This is a genomic window from Rossellomorea pakistanensis (genome assembly GCF_016908495.1).
GTDB classification, from domain to species: Bacteria; Bacillota; Bacilli; order Bacillales; family Bacillaceae_B; genus Rossellomorea; species Rossellomorea pakistanensis.
Genome location: NZ_JAFBDZ010000001.1, coordinates 849,724 through 874,799 on the forward strand (window position 1 = coordinate 849,724; position 25,076 = coordinate 874,799).

Here is a 25,076-nt window from a genome sequence, read left to right on the forward strand (position 1 = left end):
TTAAGCTAAAAACATTTCATATCCTGTTTTGTGATTAAGGCATGTTCTCGCTCTTTCACGATCGCCATCGGTTTGAAAGCTCAGCACCATAACACCATAAATGTCTTCTCTTGTTTCTAAAATTCGTATATTGGTAAGACTTATCCGTTCTTCTGCAAGATATCCTGTCACCTCTGAAATCACACCAGGGTAATCTGGTACATCTATATATAAATCATAAAAGGATGGAATGGCTCCTTTATCCTTTGCAGGCAGCTCATCCCTAAACGATTTCGCTTCTTGAAAATATTGTTGGATGGCTTCTTCATTGCCAGTATAAATCATTTGTTGAATTAAGTTCATTTCTTCATTCCATTGTTCCATTAAATGCAAGAGTACCTCACGATTGTGAAGTGTAATATCTTTCCACATTACTGGATTAGAAGAAGCGATTCTTGTTATATCCCTAAATCCTCCAGCTGCTAAACGGCTTAAAACCGGGTTCTTTTCATTTGAAAACTTCGCCTGATGCACTAATGATGCCGCGATGACATGAGGAAAATGACTGACAACACCTGTTAGTTCATCATGTTCTCTAGGATTCACAACTACAAACTTCGCAGAGGTTCCTTGTAGCCATTCACAAAGCTCCTCCTTCACTTCCTTCGTTGTTCCTTCAAATGGGGTAAGGAGATAGAAAGCATTTTCAAATAAGATTTTCTTCGCTGCAGATACACCACTTTTATGCGAACCAGCCATTGGATGTCCTCCAATAAAAGATATTCCTTTATTATTGAGGATACTAGCTGTCTTCATAATTTGTTCTTTCGTGCTCCCCGTGTCTGTAATGATGACATTCCTTTTAAGCTGAAAGGAGCTTAATTGCTTTACTAATATTTCGGTTTGAAATACTGGGGTGGAAAGAATGATTAAGTCCGCTGACTCAGCATCTAATTGAAATGAGTCTGATATTTCATCAATAATTCCCCTTGTTTGAGCTAAACGTTGTTCATTCACATTTAAATCATACCCTATTATTGTTGCCTCGGGATGCTTATCTTTTATACAGAGCCCGAGGGAGCCTCCGATCAAACCTAATCCGACTATAAATACTTTGCCTTTCATAGGCTCGCTTCCTGTTTAGCTTCTTTTATAAAATTTTTCATCTCTTCAATGACACCTTTATTCTCTTCCTCTGAACCAATTGTAACCCTAACACTCGTTGGAAAACCAAGAGCTTGCCCTGAACGGACAATATAACCTTTGCTAAGAAGAAATTGAAACACTTCGTCACCATTAACTCCAAAGTCAATTAAGATAAAATTTCCTTGCGAAGGGTAATAGAGTAGTCCTTCTTCATCACAAAATTGATAGAATCGTTCTAATCCTTGTTTATTATTTTGTCTGCATTCGGCAATAAATTCTTGATCTTGAAGCGCGACAGCAGCTGCACCTTGACCTAAGGAATTATTATTAAATGGCTCTCTTAAGGGTTCTAATTGACTAATAATTTCCTCGCTAGATATCGCGTATCCAACTCTAAACCCAGCCAATCCATAGGCTTTTGAAAATGTTCTTGTAACTAACAGATTAGGATAGATTTTTAAAAGTTCTAGTGAATCATAGTAATGATCCGCCACCACATATTCGTAGTAAGCTTCATCTAAAACTACTAAAACATGTTCAGGGACATTATCTAAAAACGAAATAATGTCCTTTTCCGTAATATAGGTGCCTGTTGGATTATTAGGACTGCACAACCAAACAACTGTTGTAGAGTTATCTATTTGTTCTAACATTTCGTCTAAACGATGCTCACCCTTCGAATTCAGAGCGACCTCCCGAACTTCCGCCCCTTCAACGGTTGCATTATGTTTATATTGTGGAAATGTCGGTATTGCCATAACCGTATTCTTTCCTGGTTGTAAGAGGGCTCTTGAAATCATCTGAATAATCTCATCAGAACCATTCCCAAGTAGAATCTGATTTAGATTCACGCCTAACTTAGAAGAGATCTTTGTCCGTAAATTCTTTGCATAACCATCAGGATAGATGGCGTGATTTAAATAAGAATCTCTTAAAAACACATCAACGAGTGAAGAGTAACCAAAAGGATTCTCATTTGAAGCAAGCTTCACTACTTTATCCAAGCCATATATTTCTTTTACCTCATCTATTGTTCTTCCTGGTTGATAAGCTTTTAAGCCTTTAATTTGCTTTTTCCAATCCACTGCCAATCCTCCTTGATCTTTATGTGTTATTTAGTTCATAAATAAACTAAAACGACATTAATTTGATGTTTTATGTTTAATAAGATCCGGCCTTAATTTAATGGCCTCTTCTAAATAAACATGATGAATATCCTCTTGAGACTTGTTTGTATTATAATGAATCATCACTCGAACACATCTTGCTAAGCTTTCTTCAACATCCATCTCTTGCATGCACATAACCGGAACATATGTCCAACCCGGAAATTTCCTTAATGCTTTTGCTGGAAACCCAGTTTGAATGTCAGAAGTAGCAGATATGAAAACAGAAGCAACATTGGCTGCTTCTATATCATTTTTAGCTATCATGGTTCGAATGAGTTTCTCTGTAGAATCAATAATTTGTGATTCATTATCCACATGAATCGTGATTGCTCCCCTGATTCCTCTGATCATGTCATTCTCCCCCTTACCGATTTCTTATAAACTGATCAGCCTTTCGAAGATGGTCGATATCAACTTCGATTAATTTTGGTTGCCCGATTTCTTCTAATACTACAAAACGAGGCTTACTTTTGGATGATTTTTTATCTCTTTTCATCGCATTATATAAATCTTCAAATGGAAGCTTATCAATAATGGACATCTTATATCCCAATGAGCGGACCCATCCCGTAAACTGCTCTAAATCTATTGAAAGCGAAGAAGTTTCTTTGCTTAAATATAATGCAAAAATTATCCCTACCATAACGGCTTCTCCATGCGTGACAGTACCATACCCACTAACATTTTCAATTGCATGACCATAGGTGTGACCGAAATTCAAATAGGCTCTTACTCCCGTTTCTCTTTCATCTTGAGAAACAATTTTTGCTTTAATTTTTATTCCGGCTTTTAAATAATTTTCTAGAGAAATAGCATCCATTTTATCTAAGCTTGTTAAATTATCTTTCAGTTCCTTTAATAGCTTAGGGTCAGCAATCAATGCATGCTTGATCACTTCAGCCATCCCTGATCGAATTTCTTTCCTAGGTAAAGTTGATAAAAAGTTTAAATCATAAAAGACCGCTTCAGGTTGATAAAATTGCCCCACCATGTTTTTGCCTTTTTCATGGTTTATCGCTACTTTTCCTCCGACTGCACTATCATGGGCTAGAATCGTAGTAGGAATTTGAATGAAACCTATCCCTCTCATAAAAGTAGAGGCCACAAATCCTGCTAAATCCCCTATCGCCCCACCGCCAAACGCGATAACAACAGCTTTTCTGTCCAATTCTTTCTCAAGTGCATCGCTTAAACAATTCTCATATGTTTGAAAGGTTTTAGCTTTTTCACCTGCAGGCACTTTATGAACAGACCAAGAAAAATTTTTCGGTAATGCGTTAACCAACATTTCACCATGAAGACCAAAAACTTCTTCGTCTGCAATAATTAATATATGAGAAGCTTGAGGCAAGTGTTTCATAAACCACTCTTCTAATTCTCCAATTACCCCTTTACCGATAAATACCGGATAGGATTTGGATTGAGTTTCAATTATCATCGATTCCACTATTAAAACTCCTTTGTGTATTGTCGATGCTCTTCTAGTGACCTTTCAAGAATATCGAAACGGTCACTAGAAAATTGTTCCGTAAGAGCAGATGCAAGTTCCCAAGCCACAACGGATTCAGCGACAACGCTAGCCGATGGTACAGCACAGCTGTCAGAACGTTCAATGCTAGCTTGGAATTCTTCCTTCGTTTCAATATCAACACTCTTTAATGGTTTATAGAGGGTTGGAATTGGTTTCATAACTCCTTTCACTACGATAGGCATACCTGTAGTCATCCCCCCTTCAAAGCCACCCAACCGATTGGTTCTCCGGTAATATCCCTCTTCTTTTGTCCAGGCAATCTCATCATGAACTTCACTACCTGGTTTACGAGCCATCTCAAAACCTAATCCAAACTCTACTCCTTTAAACGCATTGATACTCATTATCGCTCGAGCTATATTAGCATCTAGTTTACGATCATAGTGAACATAACTCCCAACACCAGCAGGCATGCCTTCAACGATTACTTCTACAACACCACCGATGGAATCTCCCTTGTTTTTGGCATCGTCTATAGCTTCCATCATCTTTACACCTGCTTGCTCATCAAGGCATCTGACGGGAGAATTCTCCGTTCGTTTGACAAGATCTTCGATGGATTCATATTTTAGATTTTCGGCTTTGATCCCACCAATCTCTACAACATGACCAACAACCTTGATTCCTAATAAACTCAGTAATTTTTTTGCAACTGACCCTGCTGCCACTCTTACGGTGGTCTCTCTAGCAGATGAACGTTCAAGCACATTTCTCATATCTCTGTGACCATATTTCATTCCACCATTCAAATCAGCATGACCAGGACGGGGACGTGATACTTTTCTCTTAACAGAATCTTCCTCACCTTCCTCTAAAGGTTCTATCCCCATAATTTTTGTCCAATGAGTCCAGTCTTTGTTTTCAACAACAAGGGAGACTGGTGAGCCAAGTGTGTAGCCATGCCGAACTCCTCCGACAATTTGGACGCGATCCGTCTCAATTTGCATTCGTCTTCCTCGACCATATCCTTTTTGTCTTCTGGCTAAGTCATTGTTAATATCAGAAGCAGCGATAGCCATTCCTGCTGGCAAACCTTCAATGATCGTTGTTAGTTGTGGACCATGTGATTCTCCAGATGTTAAATACCTCATAAAAAACTTTCTCCCTTCAACGCGTTAAATCGTGATTATGTACCAATATAACATATTCATGTTTAACGTTCCTAGTATATTTTTTCAAATTTTATAAATTTTTTTCATAGTTTTTTTTATCGTTTCTCCTATAAAACAAGGGCTGACCCCCTTTATACGGATCACCCCGGCATTTATTTTTAGCTTTTTCACACATTTTGTATGTGTATGATGAATTCTTTAGTTCCATCATTATCTACTTTCATAACATCATAATCTATCTGCATTCGATATTAAAGCATTAATTATTTTTTTCTATAAAAAAACGTCTCTTCTGTCTCTAGCCCATAGGTTTGTGGATGAAAGATTTGTTCTGTACTTCCTACAAATAATACTCCTCCAGGGCGAAGAGCATCACTGAATTTCTTATAGATTATGGACTTTGCTTCCTCAGTAAAATAAATTAATACGTTCCTGCAAATGATTAAATCGAACATTTGATCAAATTTGTCTGCTAACAAGTTATGCTTATTAAAAATAACTGTCTGCTTAATTTCATCCGATATTTTATAGAACTCACCATTACGTGTAAAATATTTCTTTCTTATCTCATTTGGCACTTCATTTAATGATCTTTCTGAAAAAACCCCTCTTTTCGCTTTCATAATAGCATTTCCATCGATATCTGAAGCAGTAATAGCTATTTGTGAATATGGCATAAATTGATTTAAGACCATTGCGATTGTGTAAGGCTCTTCTCCAGTAGAGCATGCCGCACTCCAAATTTTTGGTTTGCTGTTTTCACAAATAAGTGTTGGTAATATCTTATTCTGCAGAACTTCCCATCTTTTATAATTTCTATAAAACTCAGTAACGTTAATCGTCATACGATCTAGAAACTCATTTAGTACATGTGAGTTACAATCTAACTCTTTATACAACTCATTAAAGTTCTTAAAGCCTTTCTTTTGAAAAAAAGATGTTAATCTTCTTTTCATTTGTTCCTCTTTATAAAGTGAAAGATCAATGCCGGTTTTAACTTTTATTGATTCAACAAACCTCGGATAATCATTAGTCATATGTAATTCTCTCCAATACAGTAAATGTCCACCATTTCTAGTATAGCGAAAATTAAAGGAAGTAGAGTAAATTGTTTTATACTTTCACAATTATTTAAGAACAATTTGGAGGAACGACTTGTAAATGGAACGAAGGGATAGAAACTTCTAAGGATTGTCGACAACAAATTCAACTACAGTGTCGTCTTGTTAAACTATTTTGTTTTATCAGGTAAGGCTAACTATTTTACTTCCATTAAAAAAAGGACCAATTTTGGCCCTTTTCTTAATAATAGATTAATAAATCCATTCGTTGATTAATTTTGAATACTCAATTAGCTCTTCCTCTTTAAAGAATAAGCCGATTTCTCTTTGAGCGCTTTCAGGTGAATCAGATCCGTGAATAACGTTCTTGCCAACTGTTAGACCAAAATCGCCACGAATTGTAGCAGGCACAGCATCTTTAGGGTTTGTTGCTCCCATCATTTGACGCGCAGTTGCAATGACATCTTCTCCTTGCCATACCATAGCGAATACTGGACCTGAAGTGATAAAGTCAACAAGTTCTCCAAAGAAAGGACGCTCTTTATGCTCTCCATAATGCTCTTCAGCAAGCTCTTGAGAAATACTCATTAATTTTGCCCCAGCAAGTTGAAAGCCCTTTTTTTCAAAACGTGAAACGATCTCACCGATTAACCCTCTTTGTACTCCGTCTGGTTTTACCATTAGAAATGTTTTTTCCATCTTTCCCACTCCTACATTCATTATGTATGTATAGTTGTCACTTTTTTTGGACAACCCACGAAAATAGTAACATTGATTGATTCATTTGGCAACGTTTCCATTTGAAATTTTCTAAAATTTCCTTCTTCCAATGTAAAGGGCAATATCTCTTAGAGTTTTCTTTGTGCGGCCATTTGGTAATTCATCAAGATTAGATAATGCTTTTTGGAGATAACGTTGACTGAGCTCATGAGATTGTTCTATTGCATTGGAAGCTTTGATGGCTTGAATCACTTCCGTCATGGCTTCTTCTTTCGTTCCTTCATGTACTTTCATAACCCTTTCATGGACTTCTTTATTTTCCATACCATAAAGGACTGGGAGGGTAATATTCCCTTGAAGTAAATCACTTCCTGCAGGTTTCCCTAAAACCTCTGAAGTGGCTGTAAAATCTAAAATATCATCTGTGATTTGAAAAGACATACCGACGTTATAACCAAATTGATATAAAGCTTTATGAATATTCTCTTTTGCACCTGAGGCCAAAGCTCCTAATTGGCAACTTGCGGCTATTAAAATGGCTGTTTTCCTTTTAATTCTTCTTAAGTAATCTCTTAAATTCTGACCATAATGATATTTATCTTTTATTTGCTGAATTTCACCAACGCATACTTCAACCATTGTATCAGATAAAATTTTATGCGCTTGAGGGTTTTCAATAACAGTCATGTATTCCAATGCTCGTGCAAACATATAATCTCCAGTATACATAGCGATTCGATTATCCCACTGTGATTTAACTGTTGGCTTTCCTCTGCGCATTTCAGCATCATCAATGACATCATCGTGAACCAGTGATGCCATATGAATTAATTCAAGTGCTACTGCCACATTTTTTATCTTATGAATATCATAATCACCAAATTTAGCCGCTAACAAAACAAACACAGGACGAATTCTCTTTCCACCTGCATGAATCAATTGTAGGGAGGCTTCTTGAAGAAGAGGGGATTGGGATTCAATAGCCGCCTCTAATTCCTTTTCAATTAAGTCGATATCCGCTTTAAGGAACGAATACATCATTTTTAACTTCATGTCATTTCCACCTAGCTTAAATAGTTTCTCGCATTAGGGGTAGATCTTAAAATTGACCCACTTTGGTACAGAAGGCTTATGTTTTGCCCTTATTCGTTCGTTTTGAATCCCATATGCATTGCTGCCACTCCACCGTTATATGGTTTGAAATTTACTTTTTCAAAGCCAGCTTCTTCGAACATTTTGGCTAAATCTTTCATTCCCGGGAAATCACGTGCAGATTCCTGTAACCACGAATATTCTTTAAAGCTTCTCGCAAATACTTTTCCAAATGCCGGCATAAAGAATCTAAAATAAAAATAATATAATTGGCGATAGCCAAACATAGTTGGTTGAGAGGTTTCTAAACAAACGGCCATTCCACCTGGCTTCAATACACGATTCATTTCCTTTAAAACGTGTAAATAATCGGGGACGTTACGTAAGCCGAATCCAATTGTAACATAGTTAAAGGTATTATCCTTAAAAGGTAGCTCCATCGCATTTCCATGAATTAATTCTAGATTATGATGATGGGAATTCTTAACCTTTTCCTCTCCGATTTTCAACATATTTTGACTAAAATCTAACCCGTACACTTTGCCATTCTCACCAACCGCATCCGCCAATGAAAGAGTCCAATCAGCTGTACCACAGCAGACATCAAGAGCACGTGCCCCATTCATGACATTCATTTTCTTCATGGTATCTTTTCTCCAACGCTTATGTTGTTGAAAGCTGATCACAGAGTTCATCTTGTCATAATTTGAATAGATTTTTTCGAATACATTATGAACTCTTTCTTCTTTAGACTGTTGCATGGTTAACCCTCTTCCGCATATATTTTCGTTCTAAGATGATGTGGCGATTGAATCAGTATTCTTATTTCCGATTCTATTATTTCAACAGGGATGACAATATCTTCAAGAATATTCAATAATGTTTTTTTCACTTTAGAAATATAGTCCTCACAAATGGAAATCAAATATTTGCTTTGATCTTTAGTTAAGTATTTTTCTTCAGAAATATTCGGAAATGTAACCTTTTTAATGGATTCAAACAGTAACGATGGAGAACCATTTTCAAATAATTTCTTTTCCGCTAGCAGTCTTCTTAATAAAAGAAACTCTTCCATTAATTCCTGCCAATATTCTTGTTGATAAAAAGAGTAAAATTTCGAGATTATACTGGATTCTACTTTTTTAATGCTAGTTATAATTCCATCAAGAGTGTTCTTTTCAGATTTGTAAACGGCAATTTTATGCTCATTTACAAGCTTTGTACCTTCCGCTAATGAACGAATAAGCTTTACATTGTCAATATCTGCTAGAATTTTATAATATAAACCACTAAAGTAGTCTCCCGCTAAAACGGTCAACTGTCTTTCTTTGAGAGGATCAGTATTTGAATTTGTCACTTTCTCGTGGGTATCCAAAGCAATTTGTATAAGCATCACTGTTGAAATTACTTTCACAATATCTCGTTCATTGTGCTTTTCCTCATAAAAAGGCAATAATAAAAATGAAATTCTCTCTTCATCTATATGAGGATTTTCAATATATTTTTTTAAATAGGAATGGGTAAGTTTATGTTCTAGATATTGTTTAATAGTTGATGTTTGTTGGAACCAATTGACTAAATTCATAACCCTTTTATCCTCATTTCTATATATGTATATCAGTTTACTTTCGGCAACAAATATTATAACACAACAGTTGTAGTTGAGCGAATAACTCAAATTAAATGATAGAAAAGCGTAAATGACTCTTTTCGTAAAGATTGTTGTTTAGGTCTGTTAAATTAAGCTATTGGTCAATCGCCAATTGCCTCGAGTCCGTCCTCTTACCTCTGACCATTAAGCACACAAATCATCATAGGCATTGCTTTATTCTAATATTCAGCAAAGTGAGCGAAATCGGCCAACATTAATAATAGATAAGGTCAGCCACTCTTCAAAGCGAGGGAATCACTTCGAAAAAGTACTGACCTTGAAAGGTTATTTCTTATAATCACTTTCTGTCTCTCCAAAGGAGGTGATGATCTTGGCTTTACCTCTCACTTTAATGGCAGAAGTGTGCTCTGTAAATTGAGCAATCATCACTTCTCCCTTATCAAGTTTCTCTGAATGATGGAATCTTGTATCAGAACCTCTAGTTAATCCGATCACATTCACTCCATCTTCTATTGCTTTAATCATGACAAAATCTGATTGACCTTGACTCATTATTGCCACCTCATTTTTATACAAGCTCCCATTAAAGCTCTATTTGACACCACAAAATAGGAGAACTTTAGTTCTTTATATAAGACAGAATTTCCGAACGAGCTTGACCATCTTCCTTGAAATTCCCTCTCACTGCTGTTGTGACAGTTTGAGACCCCGGTTTCTTTACCCCTCGCATCGTCATACACATATGCTCGGCTTCGACAACCACCATCACACCATATGGTTCTAATTTCTCCATAATCGTATCCGCAACAGTAGAGGTAATTCGTTCTTGAAGCTGCGGTCTTCTCGCAACAGATTCTACCGCTCTAGCAAGCTTACTTAAGCCTGTCACTTTGCCATTACGAGGAATATATGCTACATGTGCTTTCCCGAAGAAAGGTACTAAATGATGTTCGCACATTGAATAAAAAGGAATATCTTTAACTAATACGACTTCTTCATGATCCTCTGTAAAAATGGTTTCAAAATATTCTTTTGGATCATGATTTAAACCAGCAAAAACTTCTTCATACATTTTTGCCACTCTTTTCGGTGTATCTAATAAACCTTCACGGTTTGGATCCTCACCTATTGCTTCTAATATTAGACGAACTGCCTCCTCGATTTGAGAACGGTTGACTTCAGCCATAATGCTTTCCTCCTACAACTATAACTAAAAATTATTAACTGTACTTATATTAGCATAAGCATTTAAGACCGGCAAAACATGACGCTTTAATATTGTCTACTTTCTAAATCAATGATTCAAATATTTCTGCATAAAATTCAAAAAGGTCCGCAAACTAATTGCGGACCTTTTCTTTACGCTAAAAAGCTATGTAATTACTTAACAGCTTCTTTAAGCGCTTTACCTGGTTTGAATGCAGGTACTTTGCTAGCTGCGATTTCGATTTCTTCACCAGTTTGTGGGTTACGACCCTTACGAGCTGCACGTTCACGAACTTCAAAGTTACCAAAACCGATTAACTGTACTTTATCACCATTTGCTAGTGCGTTTTGAATAGTATCAAAAACGGCATCAACTGCCTTAGTCGCGTCCTTTTTAGAAAGCTCAGCAGCTTCTGCAACAGCATTAATTAGTTCTGTCTTGTTCATGCCATTCACCTCCTCCCAAAGGAAATGTTTCAGTCATGATTCATTAACTGTTTGTTACATTAGTAAACAACTTTGACGGTTTCTATACATCAGACGTAAAAAAAACCGTCAGAAACGTTGTTGAATCAATGTTCAACAACAATTCTTTTAAAAGATTATCACATTAAAATACGGTTAGCAAGAATAAATCAAGAAATAATGGGAATCTTTTCTTATTTGATACATAAATGTAATAAAATCTCCTGTTTTTCCCGAATAATTGCGATTATTGCTTATTCTTTTTCTTTTTCCTAATCAACAAAGAATTAACATGTTTTGTTTAAAAATCGAGAATTTCACATTTTAAAAGAAACGAAATAAATTATAAGCATTCCTCACTATTGAGTCCTCATTTCGGCTTTTTTGTTTTTTCAGGACCTCATTCTGCTCTATTAAGGTCCTCATTCCGGCTTGTTTGCTTTTTCAGGACCTCATTCTGCTCTATTGAGACCCTCATTTCGGCTTGTTTGCTTTTTCAGGACCTCATTCGACTCCTTTGAGGTCCTCATTCCAGCTTTTTCGCTTCTTCAGGACCTTATTCTGCTCTATTGAGACCCTCATTTCGGCTTTTTCGCTTTTTTTCAAGGCATCATCAATTTTTTTACATTTTGAGTTCAGCATTTTATGATTTTTGAGCTACCTTTTGATGCACTTTAATAAAATCGATTAATCGAAAATGTGCTAAATCTTTATTAATTAAGGTATTTGATGTTTCATTAAGAACCTTTTCACTTCCTTTAATAAAAAAAAGACCCCCTTTCGAGAGTCGCTACAAAATAATCGCTATGAGCCCACCAGAGCCTTCATTTATAATTCTTTCTAATGTGTCCTTTAATTTATAGCGTGCATTTTCAGGCATTAGTGAGAGCTTTGCTTGAATTCCTTCTCTCACGATAGAACTTAAACTTCTACCAAAGATATCAGAATTCCATATAGATAATGGATCATCTTCAAAGTCCTGCATTAAATACCTGACGAGTTCTTCACTTTGTTTTTCAGTACCAATAATTGGTTCAAATTTTGATTGGACATCCACTTTGATCATGTGAATAGATGGGGCAACAGCTTTAAGGCTGACTCCAAATCGTGATCCCTGGCGAATGATCTCTGGTTCATCCAAACTCATGTCAGCTAATGAAGGTGCAGCAATTCCATACCCTGTTTGTTTCACCATTCTTAAGGCATCAGATATTTGGTCATATTCCGCCTTAGCATGAGCAAAATCCTGCATTAGCTCTAATAAATGATCTTTACCACGGATTTCAACACCAACGATCTCTTTTAACACTTCATCATAGAGTTCATCTGGTGCGTATAAATCAATTTCAGCAACACCTTGCCCCATATCAATGCCAGCTAACCCGGCTCTCTCAATATACTCCAAGTCACTGAACGTATGAACTACTCGGTCAACATCACGAAGACGTTTGATATCCTTCACCGTTTCTTTCACGGCCTCTTGATAACTTTCACGTAACCAATGCTCTTCTTTCAAAACCATTACCCAGCTTGGAAGGTTCACATTTACTTCAAGCACAGGGAATTCAAAGAGTGCTTCTCTTAATACACTAAGCACATCTGATTCCCGCATACTTTCCACACTCATAGCCAATACTGGAATATCGTATTTATCCTGTAGTTTTAATCTAAGATCTTCTGTTTCAGGTGCATATGGTCTTGCTGAGTTAATGACCATGATAAATGGTTTGCCAACTTCTTTAAGTTCTTCGATGACTCTTTCTTCTGCTTCTAAATAATCGCTTCTAGGAATTTCACCAATTGAACCATCTGTTGTTACGACTACCCCAATTGTAGAATGCTCCTGAATAACCTTACGCGTTCCAATCTCTGCCGCTTCATGAAAAGGAATTGGTTCTTCATACCAAGGTGTATTAATCATTCTAGGTCCATTTTCATCTTCGTACCCTTTGGCACCAGGGACCGTATAGCCGACACAATCTACTAATCTAACATTTACTTCCAACCCCTCATCTACATGAACAGATACAGCTGAATTTGGAACAAACTTCGGTTCCGTTGTCATGATGGTTCTACCAGCTGCGCTCTGAGGTAGTTCATCCTGTGCACGCGCACGATCTGTTTCACTCGCAATGTTAGGAAGGACGACCAATTCCATAAACTTTTTTATGAAAGTGGATTTTCCTGTACGAACGGCTCCTACTACACCTAAATAAATATCTCCGCCAGTTCTTTCTGCAATATCTTTAAATAGATCTACTCTTTCCAAGAGATTCCCTCCCATCTTTATCTTCCAGGGATGTTTCATCCGGATATTATGTTTGGACATTATATGTTTATGACGTTGTCCTAATGACTTATGACTATTAATATGATTTTTTTACCTCCTTATGACTAGAAATAGTAAATAGTATTTATGCTTTTAGGACATGATGGATTTATATTGCCTTTATGAATACATCTTCCTCTTTGTTTTAGCCTCATTCTAAAATAAATTAATAAACAATATAAAATGATTTAAGGCACTTTTTAAAAAAGGAAAATCTGCTCCCTAGAGTTTTTGAAAGGATAAAAAAACCCTTCCCCTACAATATATTTTGTAAGGGAAGGGTTATGCCTACTTCATCAGAAAGACAGGTTCATTATTTTTATTAACTGTTATAGGGAGCGAATAGGCGGGAACAAATTCCGAATCTTTTACTAGGATGTTTCGGATGTCCTCTCCTTGCTCGGGCTTCAAATTTTCTTCTTTTATTTTTTGAAAAAGGTCTGGACGATAATCCACATAAATATTCCCATCACCTGAAATTAAAAGGGGGAGATTATTATTTGTATATGGACTCATTACATACGGTTCTTCTTTATAGCCAATTTCTTTATAATTCAATGTATAAACATTTTTTGATATTTCTTCTTTAAATGGTGGGTAGCCCTGTGCTTTAATTCTAATTTTAATCTCTCTTATTTTTTCAGCCATTCTTAGATCAAATAGCTTTACGGTCGGATTTTCTTCAACGTCAATTAATACGTACTGAAAAATACCTCCATTCTCAAATGCGTTCCCTGGAATTTCAGCCGTGTATTGTGGTACGATTTTTTTGAAATCTATCGGGTACTTTCGATATATTGGGGTACTTTCATCTCTTGTTTTAATTGGTAAAATCCCACCCTCAGCTTTTTGAAATTGCTCTACAGCTGTCTGAACAGTCAGTAATTGGTCCTTATATGGAACCTGATTCTGGGTCCGATTCTCTTCTGGATATAAACATCCTGATAATAAGGATGCTGTTAGACATAGAAGCAGAGCGTTTAAAAGCTTTTTTTTCATCGTTATACTCCCTTCTCTTCTACGCTAATTTGTCGGTCCACTTAATACAATGTAGACCATTGTTAATCCCCCTGCGATCATCATAATATAAGCAATTAACGCCGTAATGAAGCGGAGAACTCCTTTTTTCAATTTATATCTGCTTAAATATATGGTTATAATGGCTAGAAACATAAAGCCCATGGAAGCAAATGATATCCACATTTTCATCATAGATGTCATTTATCTTTTCCTCCTCAATATTGGTCGAATGTATTATATCATAACGTTTTCAAGTTTAGAGAAATTCTAATAGATTGTCCACAAATTGTTCATCCCAGCAATCAAGTAAGACCATAAAAAGAAGCCGACATAATAAAGAGGTTCAATTTCCTTCTTCATAAGAAACAGAATCGTTTCTTTGAACAATACTAACCCTCTTAAGTCAGCTTCTTAATACAGTACAGTGACCTACCCAACCCAAGTTTTAAGCTGTTTATCTCAACACATTTTATGCGAGTGTTCATCCCTCTGTATCCTCGAAATGCCTAAAAAAGGTCATTAATCTTAAATCTTTCGGAAAAGTGGAATCCATTTGATTAGATCTTGCGCAAAACCCTACTAGTTAAACCGAATGATCTATTACATTCATAATATTATACCTTTTTTTCTAAAATATTGAATAAATCCTCCATCTCTTGGGTTTTCACACGAGCCATTAATAAATCAACCGCTTCTTTAGCCTCAACATTACTAAATAGTACAGCGTATAAGGCTTCTGTAATCGGCATTTTCACTTCGTATTTTTTAGCAAGCTGATAGGCTGCTTTCGTCGTTCTAACACCTTCTACAACCATACCCATGCTTTCTAATACTTCCTCAAGCTTATGGCCCTTTCCTAGCATGTTTCCTGCACGCCAGTTACGTGAATGAACGCTGGTACAAGTAACAATCAAATCGCCTATTCCTGTTAATCCTGAAAAAGTTAACGGGTTTGCTCCCATTTTAGTTCCTAAACGTGCAATTTCAGCTAATCCTCTTGTAATCAAGGCTGCTTTTGCATTATCACCATATCCAAGACCATCCGTGATACCTGCTGCTAAGGCAATAATGTTTTTAAGAGCTCCACCGATTTCTACTCCAATCGTATCTGGGTTTGTATACACCCGAAAATGTTGATTCATAAACAGATCTTGGACTAATTCGGCTGCTTTCATATTTTTTGAGCTTACCGTAACGGTAGTAGGATGCCTTAGGCTAACTTCTTCTGCATGACTCGGTCCAGAAAGGACAACAACGTCTTTTTTTCTTTCATTTCCAAGCTCTTCTTCAATCATTTCAGTAATTCTTAAATGCGTATCCGGCTCAATCCCCTTACTTACATGAACTATTGTAGAAGGGATACATTCAATTTGAATGATTTGCTTTAGAACTTCTCTTATTGCTTTAGTAGGGACGGCTAAAATCATCACATCTATCCCTGCTAAAGCACTTTTCAAGTGGGTATACCCAATGATATTTTGAGGAAGAATCACATTTTTTAAGTATTTTTCATTTGTATGGTTTTCATTTATTTCTTTGATTTGCTCGTTTTTATGTCCCCATAATCTAACTCTTTTATCATTGTCTGCTAAAACCATTGCAAGGGCAGTTCCCCAGCTTCCTGCACCAATAACGGCTACTTCATTCATTTGTTTGTCCAAATTATTCACCTACTTTATGAATTTTACTTTCTTGCACGTGCTAAAATTCGAATTGGTGTTCCCACAAACCCAAATGCTTCTCTGATTCGATTTTCAAGAAATCTTTCGTATGAAAAATGCATTAGTTCAGGTTCATTTACGAAAACAACAAATGTCGGTGGTTTTACCGCAACTTGAGTTGCATAATAGATTCTTAATCGTTTACCGTTATCGGTTGGAGTCGGATTCATCGCTACTGCATCCATTATCACTTCATTTAATATACTTGATTGAACGCGTAATGCATGATTTTCACTAGCAGTATTTATGACAGGAATTAATGTATGAACTCTTTTCTTTGTTTTTGCCGAAAGAAAGACAATCGGTGCATAATCCAAGAATTGAAAATGATCCCTTACCTTTTCTTCGAAGTTCTTCATCGTTTTCTCATCTTTCTCAACGGCATCCCATTTATTAATAACGATGACAACCGCTCTTCCTGCCTCATGTGCATATCCAGCGATTTTTTTATCTTGTTCTCTTATACCTTCTTCAGCATTTAAAACTACTAGAACTACGTCTGATCTTTCAATCGCCCTCAGCGCTCTTAAAACACTATACTTTTCTGTCGTTTCATAAACTTTACCTTTTTTTCTCATTCCTGCTGTATCGATAATCACATATTCTTGATCTTGATAAGTATAAGATGAATCAATGGCATCTCTAGTTGTTCCTGCGACATCACTAACGATAACACGATCTTCTCCTAATAATGCGTTTACAAGTGAGGATTTACCGACATTTGGCCGTCCGATAAGAGAGAATTTGATAACATCTTCAGCGTATTGTTCTTCCGTCTCCTTTTTAAAGCTCTTTGCGACGGCATCCAACATATCCCCCAATCCTAAACCATGTGAACCTGAGATAGGGTAGGGGTCCCCAAAGCCTAAGGAATAAAATTCATAAACCTGTTCTCTCATTTCGGGGTTATCGATTTTATTTACAGCGAGGACGACAGGTTTTTTGGATCGATATAATATTTTGGCTACGATTTCATCTGCGGTCGTTACACCTTCTCGACCATTTGTCAAAAATATAATAACATCTGCCTCGTCAATCGCAATTTCTGCCTGTTGACGAATCTGCTCTAGAAATGGTTCATCACCAATCTCAATTCCTCCGGTATCAATAATATTAAAGTCATGTGTTAACCATTCAGCAGAGCTGTATATTCGGTCTCTCGTTACTCCTGGAACATCTTCAACGATTGAAATTCTTTCTCCAACAATTCGATTAAAGATGGTCGATTTCCCTACATTCGGCCTCCCGACAATTGCAACAACTGGTTTTGTCATTATTTACACCCTTTCAATGATCCCTAACAATATCTTGCTTTTCATCAATTTTATATTTGACTTTTCTTACATCCTTAAAGAAATTATACCAATAAAGTTAAAAATTCAATAATAAGGACTGACCCTTTAAGGTATATCACCTAATGGGTCAGTCCCCCTAACTTTGTTATTTTATCAGTTAACAAACATTCTAGCAATCAGTGTTTTACGATTACAAATAACCCTTCATCAAGTTCATGGGCAATCCCATCTAAAATTGCCTCTAAATTTGCTGCGATTTTTTCTAGCTCTGCTTGAGTTTTACAATAAAAAACTGTTGTCCCGCTAGGGACCTTTTCAGGATGAGTGGTGAGGGCTGCTAAAATATACTTCTCTAATTTCACACTCATTTCAACATTCTTCCCTTCTTATTCGCAGTAGCTTCTGTTGGCATTCTAATCGCATTTTCTAATGTTGGCACTTGCCCGATGGCAGCAATGGCTTTTTTAATATCTTTTTCTTGAGGTAAAACAAAAATGCCAATTCTGCCATCATCCAAATCTCTTTTCGCTAATGGGGTTAGTGCAGGAGTACCTGAATCTTTATAAATCCCTAATGAAGTAGAGACATCATGTAAGATTGCTTGTCTCTGACCAAGATTTGAGATTGTTGATCGTGAATCAAACGACTTTGGTTCTAAAATAAACCCCATTCCATATTTTAAAATTTCCTCCTGCCTGACCTTTAAACCAATATTCATGATATAGATATTCCCCACATACAACCCAGGACCTTCAAAATGTGGCTCGACATACTCGATATGGACAATATCTTTTAACTTGCCACCTGCCATTAAAATATGCGAAATGACCATGGCAATACCTCCGATAATCAAAGCGGCATAAAAATTTAAAACAATATAGCTAAGAGTGGTTAATAACGAAGTAAAAATGACTAGGTAGTTTCGACTCTCAAATGCAACAGCTATTCCCTCAATATACGTTGCTCCACGTGGTACAAGCTCATACCCGTCTACTTGTGTAAGGGTTTCTCTCTCCATATTTCTAACATCCCTGAATTGAGAGGCTGCAACCGTTAAAAAAGTAATCGCTGTAAAGTTTTGCTCCAACAACGCCGGGACTGCAATGGTTCCAAGTCCAGCTGCTATAAAACCTAAAGCAATATGAATGATTTTTCCATGTAAATACGTTGGGTATTGTCGATAATCAGTCCTCAACATATAAAGCCTTGTAATCGTCCCCAAAATAACTCCAAAAATCACTGGGTATACATATTCATTCATAGGTGATTGACTGCTCCTTTTTTGTTCGGTAATTTTTGTGAAGCAATGGACGAAGCGAATTGTATTAGCCCAATAGATAAGAATGCAAGCATTGATAAGGAAAGGAAATCTAAATAATTCCTTGACCCGGTCGTAAATGGCAATCCGTTTTTATGATAGATAATGGCTAAAAATACCTCACCCATAGTAGTTCCCATTACAACCAATATCATTCTTTTTGAAGATGAAATGGAGTTGGTATAGAGTAAAAAGCTGAGTAATAACATACAAACCACACATAACCAACTCTTTTCAATCACTACCCAAACTGGATCGTAAAAAGCAAACATATGAAAGCCAGCGTAAGAAGTCCCTACTATAAATGAGCACACAATTAAATAAAGTTTTTCTCTTAAATCAAATTGATGAATCATATAAAAGCAAATTATGATATGAAGGAATAAGGACAAATGAACAGAATATACATCAACACGTACTCCAAATGGAAATACTATAATAAGAAGTAATGCAAACAACGCTATTTTTGTTCGGTTTAGATGATTCCTATTTAAGAGAAACGTTGAATAAATCCACACTCCCCATAAAAACCACAAATAAATCATTCCCGCCATTCCTACACCTCCCTTATTCTACATTATGGAAAAAGTTGATGCATTCCATTCATGTATAAGGTGAAATAATGGTGAAAAAGTATAATAAGGAGGTGGTTTTAATGGGAAAAGACCGTCAGGAGAAAAAATTGCGTAAAAGTGAGAGAGTCGAATCTGATAGAGATCAAGCGCTTCATCATGGTGGGGCAACAAAGCTTCAAGGACCAGAAGAAGCAAGAGCACAACAACGCCCTTAATTTGAACAGGGATAGGATATTAGAATAATGAGAATTACAAATTCATGCAAGAAAATAGGTAGATAAAGGGGAAATTTAAAATTCTCTGCATTACATCATATAATTTCCATATCTTTACCATTGGCAAAAAGAGACTGCCACTCTTAAGTGGCAGCCTCTTTTTTACTACGAATGATTTATTTCGCTAAATCGTTCAGGGTTTAGTCCCCTTACATGTAACCAATGATATAGTTCACCGGATAACACCATTGGTACGTTTCCCATTTCTTGCAGCGATTTTTTTCCTAATGCACATAATAGGTATTTTAAATCTTCGTGTATTTCTTTTACTTCATGGATCGTCTTTTCTAATCCGTCTTTTTGTAAACATTTCAATACATAACCAGCCATCCCTGCTCCAGCAGCCCCTAGCGCAAAGGATTTTATGATATCTAAACTATTTTGAATCCCACCTGAAGCTACTATCGGAGTATGCGGCGCAACAGATTTAGCTTCAACAATCGAAGCTGCTGTTGGAATTCCCCAATTATCAAAGTAGCTAAGCATCCTACTCCTACGTTTATTCTCAATTTTTGCGAAGTTTGTACCTCCGAATCCGCCGATATCGATGGCTCCTAGATTTACTTGTGAAAGCAATTTAACCGCTTCTGCACTCATTCCAAAACCAGTTTCTTTCACAATAACTGGAACACTGACACTCTCTGTTATCATTTGAATTCTTTCAAAAGCATCCCTAAAATCTCGATCACCCTCAGGCATTGTCAATTCTTGTATGACATTTAAATGAATTTGGAGTGCATTCGCATCAATCATGGAAATGGCTTCTTCTGCCTGTGCTATCGTTGCTTCACTTCCAATATTGCCAAAGACCACTCCATTGGGGTTTTCTCTGCGAACAATGCGATAGGATTCCTTCTCAGCAGGGTCTTTAATAGCAGACATTTGTGAACCTACCGCGATTGCTAAGCCTGTTTCATTCGCTATAATAGCTAAATCTCGATTAATGGATTCGGTAGCTGTCCCGCCGCCTCCCGTCATTGCATTGATAAAAATTGGCGAACTTAATGAAAGTTCGCCAATTTTTGTTTGAAGATTGATTTCTTCTAATGCAATATTAGGTAGACTTTGGTGTACAAAAGCAATATCATCAAATCCAGTTGCACGATTTTGACCTGTTGAAAGTGCTAATTTGATGTGTTCTTTTTTTCGCTGTGCTCTTGTCACGTTGATCACCATTATTTTTTAAAGTTTTTTAATTTATCACCAATCATGTCACCCAACTGGAATCCTGTACTCTCCTCAGGCATGTCATAGTCCTCAACTGATTGAGAATGTTTTTCTTCCAGGTCTTTAATACTTAAAGAAAGGCGTTGATCTTTTTCATTCACATCTAATACTTTCACATTGATCGTTTGCCCTTCTTGTAAAACTTCATGAGGAGTTCCAATATGCTTGTGTGAAATTTGTGAAATATGAACTAATCCTTCAACTCCTGGAAATACTTCTACAAATGCCCCATAGGATACTAATCGTTTTACTACCCCTTCAAGGGTCTTTCCTTTTGGTGCTTTTTCAGAAATGTTTGTCCATGGTCCAGGTAATGTTTCTTTAATTGAAAGGGAGATTCTTTCATTATCACGATCAACGGATAATACTTTAACCTTTACTTCCTGACCTTCTGAAACTACATCTGTAGGTTTTTCAACATGTTCGTGGGATAATTGTGAGATATGAACTAATCCATCGACACCTCCAATATCCACAAACGCACCGAAGTCTGTAATACGTTGAACAGTACCATCTAATACTGCACCTGTCTCAACCTGATCCAGCACTTGTTTCTTTTTCTCTTCTTTCTCAGCTTCAACAACAGCACGATGAGATAAGATAAGACGATTTTTCTCTTGATCTAATTCTACAATTTTAAAAGTAATTGTTTTCCCTTTATAATCGCTAAAGTCTTCAACATAATGTTCTTCAACGAGAGATGCAGGAACAAATCCGCGAACTCCTAAATCAACTACAAGCCCGCCTTTTACTACATCTTTAACTTCAGCTTCAAAAATTTCGCCTGATTCGAAACGATTCTTCATTTCATCCCAAGCTTTTTCCGCATCTACTTTACGCTTTGAAAGTACAAGAAGTTCATCCTCTACTTTAGTTACGATTAATTCAAGTACATCGTTTTCTTTGACTACATCAGAAGCTTTCTCAATGTGGAGGCTTGATAATTCGCTAATTGGGATAATTCCATCTACTTTACTGCCTTCCACATTTACTAGGACTTGCTTTTCTTCTACTTTTGTAACAGTTCCTTTAACCTTTTCGCCTACTTCAAGGTTTTTCACTTCTACTTGATTCATGTCTTCTACCATATGTACTCCTCCTTAATCCATGACTGCTCTTGAATATTCAAACACCATGTGAATATAATCACACTTTTCTAAAAATATTCTTTCTACTAACTTCTAATAAATACGGCTATTTGTCAAGCAGTAAACACTTATTTATGTTTATCAATTAGACTTTGAATATGGGACATAATCACCGCAGTTGCTTCTTCTGCACTCACCTTATTTAATCGTAATTCATCCATCGGAATGGGTTTACCATAAACTACCTTTAGTTTTTTAAAAGGTTTATACGGGCCTATAATCGCACAAGGTACGACGTAGGCATTTGATCTAAGCGCAAAGAATCCTGCACCCGAAAGGCCCTTATTAAGTTCACCTGTCTTACTTCTGGTCCCTTCTGGAAACAGACCTAGAACATTCCCTTCCTTTAAAAGCTTTAATCCATTTCGTAATGCTTCACGGTCGCTCAATCCTCTTTTAACTGGAAAAGCTCTTACATTTTTAACTATATTCCCTAAAATAGGAACATTAAACAATTCTGCTTTAGCCATAAAGGAAACTGGTCTCGGTGCTGTAATTCCAACAACTGGCGGGTCAAGGTTGTCAATGTGATTTGTACACAACAGAACTCCCCCATCTTTTGGAAAATGTTCTAGTCCTGATACATCAATTCGATATAAAGGACTTAATACAATATTAACTACACCTCTAGCAAATGTATAAAACGTCATGATTAGCCAATCCTTTCCAATGCCAACTTCATGATTTGATCGACTACACCATAAATGGAAATGGATGTGGTATCAATCTCTACTGCATCGTCTGCTTTTTTTAATGGGGCTACTTCTCTTTCAGAGTCCAGCTTGTCTCGCTGAGCGATTTCTTTCTTTAATTGATCTATTGTGGACGGGATTCCTTTTGCAATGTTTTCATCATATCTACGATGAGCTCTTTCTTCTACGCTCGCTAATAGAAAAACTTTTACTTCAGCGTCAGGGATAACATGAGTTCCAATGTCTCTCCCATCCATGACTACGCCTCCAAGACTAGCTAATTGCTTCTGTCTTTTTACCATTTCTTCACGTAAAAGTCCATGCTTGGCTACAATCGAAACTGAATTTGTTACATCATTTAAGCGAATTTCTTTCGTTACATTATTTCCGTCTATAAAAACCAGCTGACCTTCTTCACCTGGTGTTAACTGGATATCTGTTTGTAATAATAAATTTGCCATCTCTCTTTCATTATGCAATGGAACATTATGCTGTATAGCTTTATATGTGATCGAGCGATACATTGCTCCAGTATCAATATAAACGTATGACAATTTTTCAGCTACAATTTTTGCTACCGTACTTTTTCCAGCTGCTGCAGGCCCATCAATAGCAATTCTAATTTGGTTTTTCATTAATTCTTCCACCTACTTATATACTTTAGTTGCTTAAGATTCTCGTTTATTTTAACACAAAAACAGGAATAATACGGTTTATTATTCTTAATTGATTATGTAATAGTTTATTTGTTACTAAGTTTACCTACAAACGAATTTTTATTATCAGGTTTTAGTATTCTCGAATGAATGTAAACTAAAAAAGGCCCTTCAAAGATTAGAATGTACCAATCCAAAATAGCTTTGATTTGGACTAGGATTCTTTCTAATCATTCGATGGGCCTTAAACTACCTACCATTTAAGGTTTCAACAATCTCACTATGCGTCATTTCATTAACACCTTCATAAAATACAACTTTTTGCCATTGAGGTAAATAATCAAATTGATGAAAAAAAGTTTGCGCAAACATTAGTAACAGGGTTTGAATAATGATTAATTTAATGATCCACCGTTCAATTTTCCTCAATCCTTCTCAATCCTTTCTAGTTAGAAAAGTGGAAGCGCCTTGAACAGGCATGACAAGCATAAGACGAGTCACCTAGAAAGGGTGCCTTTTCCCTTTCTAGGTGGCTTGGCTTATGTCTCTAAGGCCTAGGCGCTGGGGCTGGACACATTAAAAGCGGAAGCGCCTCGGAATAAGGATGAAAGGCTAAGTGCGCCACGTCCTGTGGCAACGCCTTTCTGACCCACATTCTGTGGGCCTCCGAAAAGCATTAGGCGAGTCACCAAGGAAAGGTGCCTTTTCCCTCCATTGGTGACTCGACATGTGTCTCGAAGGCAGAGGCGATGGATGAATTTCCAGACTAAACCTCTTTTATCCATCTACTCTAGTTTTGCCATTTTTTATTATTTAGAAAAAGTATGAGCCATTTTAAACAATCTTATTCAGCTAACCCTTTTTTCTTTAACATTCTTTGCCTATCAAAACAGAGTCGTAAAATGATTCGACGGTACACTTCTGATAATTCAAAAAATTCGATGGATGCTAACCTTTTTGAACCTTTCTCCCAAATCCGAACGACCCTTCCAGTTACATCTAAATAATGATATTCACCTGTGTAAAGTGGTACTACTAATAAAACACTTACTTCTTCACCGTTAGTAAAAGATTCATTTTCACGAAGAAGGAGCGCACATCCACCTGCACTGATATCATCTGTTATAGTAGGAAAGTTTCCACTTTCAGTGATTACGCAAGCGTCGATAGCTGTTTCAACACGAACAAATTGTCTTCTTTGAATTTTCACTAATTCTTGTTCACCAGGAAAGTATAGTTCTATCATTGGAATTTTTTTCTTAACTCTTCCTGTCACTTCTGTTTCAAAAAAATAAACCGTTTTTTCATTGTAAACAAAGCTTACTTTTAATCGAGTTTTATTTAACAAAAAAACGGTTTTATCCGTACTCGTATGTATTGGGTAATCAATAAAAAAACTTGATCCTTCAAATTCCACAAGCTTGCATTTATATTTATCTTTATTTGATTGATCTATTGGTTCAAGAGTTAGTACTGTGCCTATTTTTATCATATCTACCACTTTCATTTAATTATCCCTCATTAATTAGTAATAAAACACTATCTCCTATTATGTCATGAATATGCCATTCAGACCATACTTTCGGATATATTTTCCATATTTTTTGATGTCTGCTAGTTCTGCTGTGTCATACTTTTAAAGTATTTATTTTACTGAACAACTTTCAATCCATTAGTTGCTAAAGGAAAATTTATAATAAATAGAAAAAAGAGGGCCAAAGCCCCCT

The 25,076-nt window shown here is 36.4% G+C and carries 28 protein-coding genes; 1 reads left to right on the top strand and 27 read right to left on the bottom strand.

Annotated features, from left to right (window positions below; all coding sequences use genetic code 11):
* From JOC86_RS04225 to JOC86_RS04325, 21 genes are all read right to left on the bottom strand, one after another.
* Window positions 1-1,104 (bottom strand): prephenate dehydrogenase, encoded by a 1,104-nt coding sequence (locus JOC86_RS04225; protein ID WP_205168509.1) that lies wholly within the window; start codon window positions 1,102-1,104, stop codon window positions 1-3.
* Window positions 1,101-2,210, bottom strand: coding sequence for a histidinol-phosphate transaminase (gene hisC, locus JOC86_RS04230; RefSeq protein ID WP_205168510.1), 1,110 nt, complete (start codon window positions 2,208-2,210; stop codon window positions 1,101-1,103). Before hisC ends, JOC86_RS04225 begins: the two co-directional genes overlap by 4 nt.
* A gap of 57 nt (window positions 2,211-2,267) precedes the next feature.
* Window positions 2,268-2,645, bottom strand: a complete 378-nt coding sequence (gene aroH, locus JOC86_RS04235) for a chorismate mutase (protein ID WP_205168511.1) — start codon at window positions 2,643-2,645, stop codon at window positions 2,268-2,270.
* Window positions 2,646-2,658: 13 nt separating this feature from the next.
* Window positions 2,659-3,741: a 3-dehydroquinate synthase gene (gene aroB / locus JOC86_RS04240; RefSeq protein WP_205168512.1), complete on the bottom strand. Its 1,083-nt coding sequence runs from the start codon at window positions 3,739-3,741 to the stop codon at window positions 2,659-2,661.
* 2 nt (window positions 3,742-3,743) lie between these two features.
* On the bottom strand, window positions 3,744-4,916 hold the full coding sequence (gene aroC / locus JOC86_RS04245; protein WP_205168513.1) for a chorismate synthase: 1,173 nt from the start codon (window positions 4,914-4,916) through the stop codon (window positions 3,744-3,746).
* Between the two features lie 284 nt (window positions 4,917-5,200).
* Window positions 5,201-5,974 carry a CheR family methyltransferase gene (locus JOC86_RS04250; protein ID WP_205168514.1) on the bottom strand — a complete coding sequence of 258 codons (774 nt, stop codon included), beginning with the start codon at window positions 5,972-5,974 and terminating at the stop codon, window positions 5,201-5,203.
* A gap of 276 nt (window positions 5,975-6,250) precedes the next feature.
* Window positions 6,251-6,697 carry a nucleoside-diphosphate kinase gene (gene ndk, locus JOC86_RS04255; RefSeq protein WP_205168515.1) on the bottom strand — a complete coding sequence of 149 codons (447 nt, stop codon included), beginning with the start codon at window positions 6,695-6,697 and terminating at the stop codon, window positions 6,251-6,253.
* A 111-nt stretch (window positions 6,698-6,808) separates the two neighbouring features.
* A complete protein-coding gene (hepT, locus tag JOC86_RS04260; protein WP_205168516.1) occupies window positions 6,809-7,771 on the bottom strand; it encodes a heptaprenyl diphosphate synthase component II in 963 nt (320 codons plus the stop codon).
* An 89-nt stretch (window positions 7,772-7,860) separates the two neighbouring features.
* Window positions 7,861-8,571: a demethylmenaquinone methyltransferase gene (locus JOC86_RS04265; RefSeq protein ID WP_205168517.1), complete on the bottom strand. Its 711-nt coding sequence runs from the start codon at window positions 8,569-8,571 to the stop codon at window positions 7,861-7,863.
* A 2-nt stretch (window positions 8,572-8,573) separates the two neighbouring features.
* A complete protein-coding gene (locus JOC86_RS04270; RefSeq protein WP_205168518.1) occupies window positions 8,574-9,395 on the bottom strand; it encodes a heptaprenyl diphosphate synthase component 1 in 822 nt (273 codons plus the stop codon).
* A gap of 351 nt (window positions 9,396-9,746) precedes the next feature.
* On the bottom strand, window positions 9,747-9,974 hold the full coding sequence (gene mtrB / locus JOC86_RS04275; RefSeq protein WP_205168519.1) for a trp RNA-binding attenuation protein MtrB: 228 nt from the start codon (window positions 9,972-9,974) through the stop codon (window positions 9,747-9,749).
* Between the two features lie 67 nt (window positions 9,975-10,041).
* Window positions 10,042-10,608 (bottom strand): GTP cyclohydrolase I FolE, encoded by a 567-nt coding sequence (gene folE / locus JOC86_RS04280; RefSeq protein ID WP_205168520.1) that lies wholly within the window; start codon window positions 10,606-10,608, stop codon window positions 10,042-10,044.
* A gap of 194 nt (window positions 10,609-10,802) precedes the next feature.
* Window positions 10,803-11,075 (bottom strand): HU family DNA-binding protein, encoded by a 273-nt coding sequence (locus JOC86_RS04285; RefSeq protein WP_205168521.1) that lies wholly within the window; start codon window positions 11,073-11,075, stop codon window positions 10,803-10,805.
* A gap of 808 nt (window positions 11,076-11,883) precedes the next feature.
* Entirely contained in the window at window positions 11,884-13,362 is a 1,479-nt protein-coding gene (gene spoIVA, locus JOC86_RS04290; RefSeq protein ID WP_205168522.1) for a stage IV sporulation protein A, read from the bottom strand.
* 348 nt (window positions 13,363-13,710) lie between these two features.
* On the bottom strand, window positions 13,711-14,421 hold the full coding sequence (locus tag JOC86_RS04295) for a hypothetical protein (RefSeq protein ID WP_205168523.1): 711 nt from the start codon (window positions 14,419-14,421) through the stop codon (window positions 13,711-13,713).
* 24 nt (window positions 14,422-14,445) lie between these two features.
* Window positions 14,446-14,643 carry a DUF2768 domain-containing protein gene (locus tag JOC86_RS04300; protein WP_205168524.1) on the bottom strand — a complete coding sequence of 66 codons (198 nt, stop codon included), beginning with the start codon at window positions 14,641-14,643 and terminating at the stop codon, window positions 14,446-14,448.
* 413 nt (window positions 14,644-15,056) lie between these two features.
* Window positions 15,057-16,091, bottom strand: coding sequence for an NAD(P)H-dependent glycerol-3-phosphate dehydrogenase (locus JOC86_RS04305; protein WP_205170059.1), 1,035 nt, complete (start codon window positions 16,089-16,091; stop codon window positions 15,057-15,059).
* Window positions 16,092-16,126: 35 nt separating this feature from the next.
* Window positions 16,127-17,437, bottom strand: a complete 1,311-nt coding sequence (gene der / locus JOC86_RS04310) for a ribosome biogenesis GTPase Der (RefSeq protein ID WP_205168525.1) — start codon at window positions 17,435-17,437, stop codon at window positions 16,127-16,129.
* A gap of 197 nt (window positions 17,438-17,634) precedes the next feature.
* A complete protein-coding gene (locus tag JOC86_RS04315) occupies window positions 17,635-17,820 on the bottom strand; it encodes a capping complex subunit for YIEGIA (protein ID WP_205170062.1) in 186 nt (61 codons plus the stop codon).
* Window positions 17,821-17,822: 2 nt separating this feature from the next.
* Window positions 17,823-18,719: a YIEGIA family protein gene (locus JOC86_RS04320; protein ID WP_205168526.1), complete on the bottom strand. Its 897-nt coding sequence runs from the start codon at window positions 18,717-18,719 to the stop codon at window positions 17,823-17,825.
* Window positions 18,716-19,330, bottom strand: a complete 615-nt coding sequence (locus JOC86_RS04325) for a YphA family membrane protein (protein ID WP_205168527.1) — start codon at window positions 19,328-19,330, stop codon at window positions 18,716-18,718. The genes JOC86_RS04320 and JOC86_RS04325 overlap by 4 nt, the downstream gene beginning before the upstream one ends.
* A 101-nt stretch (window positions 19,331-19,431) precedes the next feature.
* On the opposite strand from JOC86_RS04325, the gene JOC86_RS04330 reads away from it, so the two are divergent.
* Window positions 19,432-19,566: a YpzI family protein gene (locus JOC86_RS04330; RefSeq protein ID WP_205168528.1), complete on the top strand. Its 135-nt coding sequence runs from the start codon at window positions 19,432-19,434 to the stop codon at window positions 19,564-19,566.
* Window positions 19,567-19,731: 165 nt separating this feature from the next.
* Here the strand turns inward: JOC86_RS04330 and fni are convergent, their stop codons facing one another.
* From fni to JOC86_RS04360, 6 genes are all read right to left on the bottom strand, one after another.
* Window positions 19,732-20,790: a type 2 isopentenyl-diphosphate Delta-isomerase gene (fni, locus tag JOC86_RS04335; protein ID WP_205170065.1), complete on the bottom strand. Its 1,059-nt coding sequence runs from the start codon at window positions 20,788-20,790 to the stop codon at window positions 19,732-19,734.
* Between the two features lie 11 nt (window positions 20,791-20,801).
* Window positions 20,802-21,941, bottom strand: coding sequence for a 30S ribosomal protein S1 (gene rpsA / locus JOC86_RS04340; RefSeq protein WP_205168529.1), 1,140 nt, complete (start codon window positions 21,939-21,941; stop codon window positions 20,802-20,804).
* A gap of 128 nt (window positions 21,942-22,069) precedes the next feature.
* Window positions 22,070-22,651 (bottom strand): lysophospholipid acyltransferase family protein, encoded by a 582-nt coding sequence (locus tag JOC86_RS04345; protein ID WP_205168530.1) that lies wholly within the window; start codon window positions 22,649-22,651, stop codon window positions 22,070-22,072.
* A gap of 2 nt (window positions 22,652-22,653) precedes the next feature.
* Complete coding sequence (gene cmk, locus JOC86_RS04350; RefSeq protein WP_205168531.1) at window positions 22,654-23,328, bottom strand: (d)CMP kinase; 675 nt, start codon at window positions 23,326-23,328, stop codon at window positions 22,654-22,656.
* A 270-nt stretch (window positions 23,329-23,598) separates the two neighbouring features.
* Window positions 23,599-23,778 carry a YpfB family protein gene (locus tag JOC86_RS25260; protein ID WP_205168532.1) on the bottom strand — a complete coding sequence of 60 codons (180 nt, stop codon included), beginning with the start codon at window positions 23,776-23,778 and terminating at the stop codon, window positions 23,599-23,601.
* Window positions 23,779-24,193: 415 nt separating this feature from the next.
* Entirely contained in the window at window positions 24,194-24,856 is a 663-nt protein-coding gene (locus JOC86_RS04360) for a flagellar brake protein (RefSeq protein ID WP_239587376.1), read from the bottom strand.
* Between the last annotated feature and the right edge of the window lie 220 nt (window positions 24,857-25,076).

Excerpts from the sequence above, each read along its gene's own strand:
- JOC86_RS04345 (WP_205168530.1), bottom strand. The coding sequence starts at position 22,651 with ATGACGTTTTATACATTTGCTAGAGGTGTAGTTAATATTGTATTAAGT.
- aroC (WP_205168513.1), bottom strand. The coding sequence starts at position 4,916 with ATGAGGTATTTAACATCTGGAGAATCACATGGTCCACAACTAACAACG.
- JOC86_RS04285 (WP_205168521.1), bottom strand. The coding sequence starts at position 11,075 with ATGAACAAGACAGAACTAATTAATGCTGTTGCAGAAGCTGCTGAGCTT.
- cmk (WP_205168531.1), bottom strand. The coding sequence starts at position 23,328 with ATGAAAAACCAAATTAGAATTGCTATTGATGGGCCTGCAGCAGCTGGA.
- JOC86_RS04305 (WP_205170059.1), bottom strand. The coding sequence starts at position 16,091 with ATGAATGAAGTAGCCGTTATTGGTGCAGGAAGCTGGGGAACTGCCCTT.
- JOC86_RS04325 (WP_205168527.1), bottom strand. The coding sequence starts at position 19,330 with ATGGCGGGAATGATTTATTTGTGGTTTTTATGGGGAGTGTGGATTTAT.
- folE (WP_205168520.1), bottom strand. The coding sequence starts at position 10,608 with ATGGCTGAAGTCAACCGTTCTCAAATCGAGGAGGCAGTTCGTCTAATA.
- JOC86_RS04300 (WP_205168524.1), bottom strand. The coding sequence starts at position 14,643 with ATGACATCTATGATGAAAATGTGGATATCATTTGCTTCCATGGGCTTT.
- JOC86_RS04270 (WP_205168518.1), bottom strand. The coding sequence starts at position 9,395 with ATGAATTTAGTCAATTGGTTCCAACAAACATCAACTATTAAACAATAT.
- JOC86_RS04265 (WP_205168517.1), bottom strand. The coding sequence starts at position 8,571 with ATGCAACAGTCTAAAGAAGAAAGAGTTCATAATGTATTCGAAAAAATC.
- der (WP_205168525.1), bottom strand. The coding sequence starts at position 17,437 with ATGACAAAACCAGTTGTTGCAATTGTCGGGAGGCCGAATGTAGGGAAA.
- JOC86_RS04360 (WP_239587376.1), bottom strand. The coding sequence starts at position 24,856 with ATGAAAGTGGTAGATATGATAAAAATAGGCACAGTACTAACTCTTGAA.
- rpsA (WP_205168529.1), bottom strand. The coding sequence starts at position 21,941 with ATGGTAGAAGACATGAATCAAGTAGAAGTGAAAAACCTTGAAGTAGGC.
- ndk (WP_205168515.1), bottom strand. The coding sequence starts at position 6,697 with ATGGAAAAAACATTTCTAATGGTAAAACCAGACGGAGTACAAAGAGGG.
- JOC86_RS04250 (WP_205168514.1), bottom strand. The coding sequence starts at position 5,974 with ATGACTAATGATTATCCGAGGTTTGTTGAATCAATAAAAGTTAAAACC.
- JOC86_RS04330 (WP_205168528.1), top strand. The coding sequence starts at position 19,432 with ATGGGAAAAGACCGTCAGGAGAAAAAATTGCGTAAAAGTGAGAGAGTC.
- JOC86_RS04320 (WP_205168526.1), bottom strand. The coding sequence starts at position 18,719 with ATGAATGAATATGTATACCCAGTGATTTTTGGAGTTATTTTGGGGACG.
- JOC86_RS04295 (WP_205168523.1), bottom strand. The coding sequence starts at position 14,421 with ATGAAAAAAAAGCTTTTAAACGCTCTGCTTCTATGTCTAACAGCATCC.
- aroH (WP_205168511.1), bottom strand. The coding sequence starts at position 2,645 with ATGATCAGAGGAATCAGGGGAGCAATCACGATTCATGTGGATAATGAA.
- mtrB (WP_205168519.1), bottom strand. The coding sequence starts at position 9,974 with ATGAGTCAAGGTCAATCAGATTTTGTCATGATTAAAGCAATAGAAGAT.
- JOC86_RS04225 (WP_205168509.1), bottom strand. The coding sequence starts at position 1,104 with ATGAAAGGCAAAGTATTTATAGTCGGATTAGGTTTGATCGGAGGCTCC.
- hepT (WP_205168516.1), bottom strand. The coding sequence starts at position 7,771 with ATGAAGTTAAAAATGATGTATTCGTTCCTTAAAGCGGATATCGACTTA.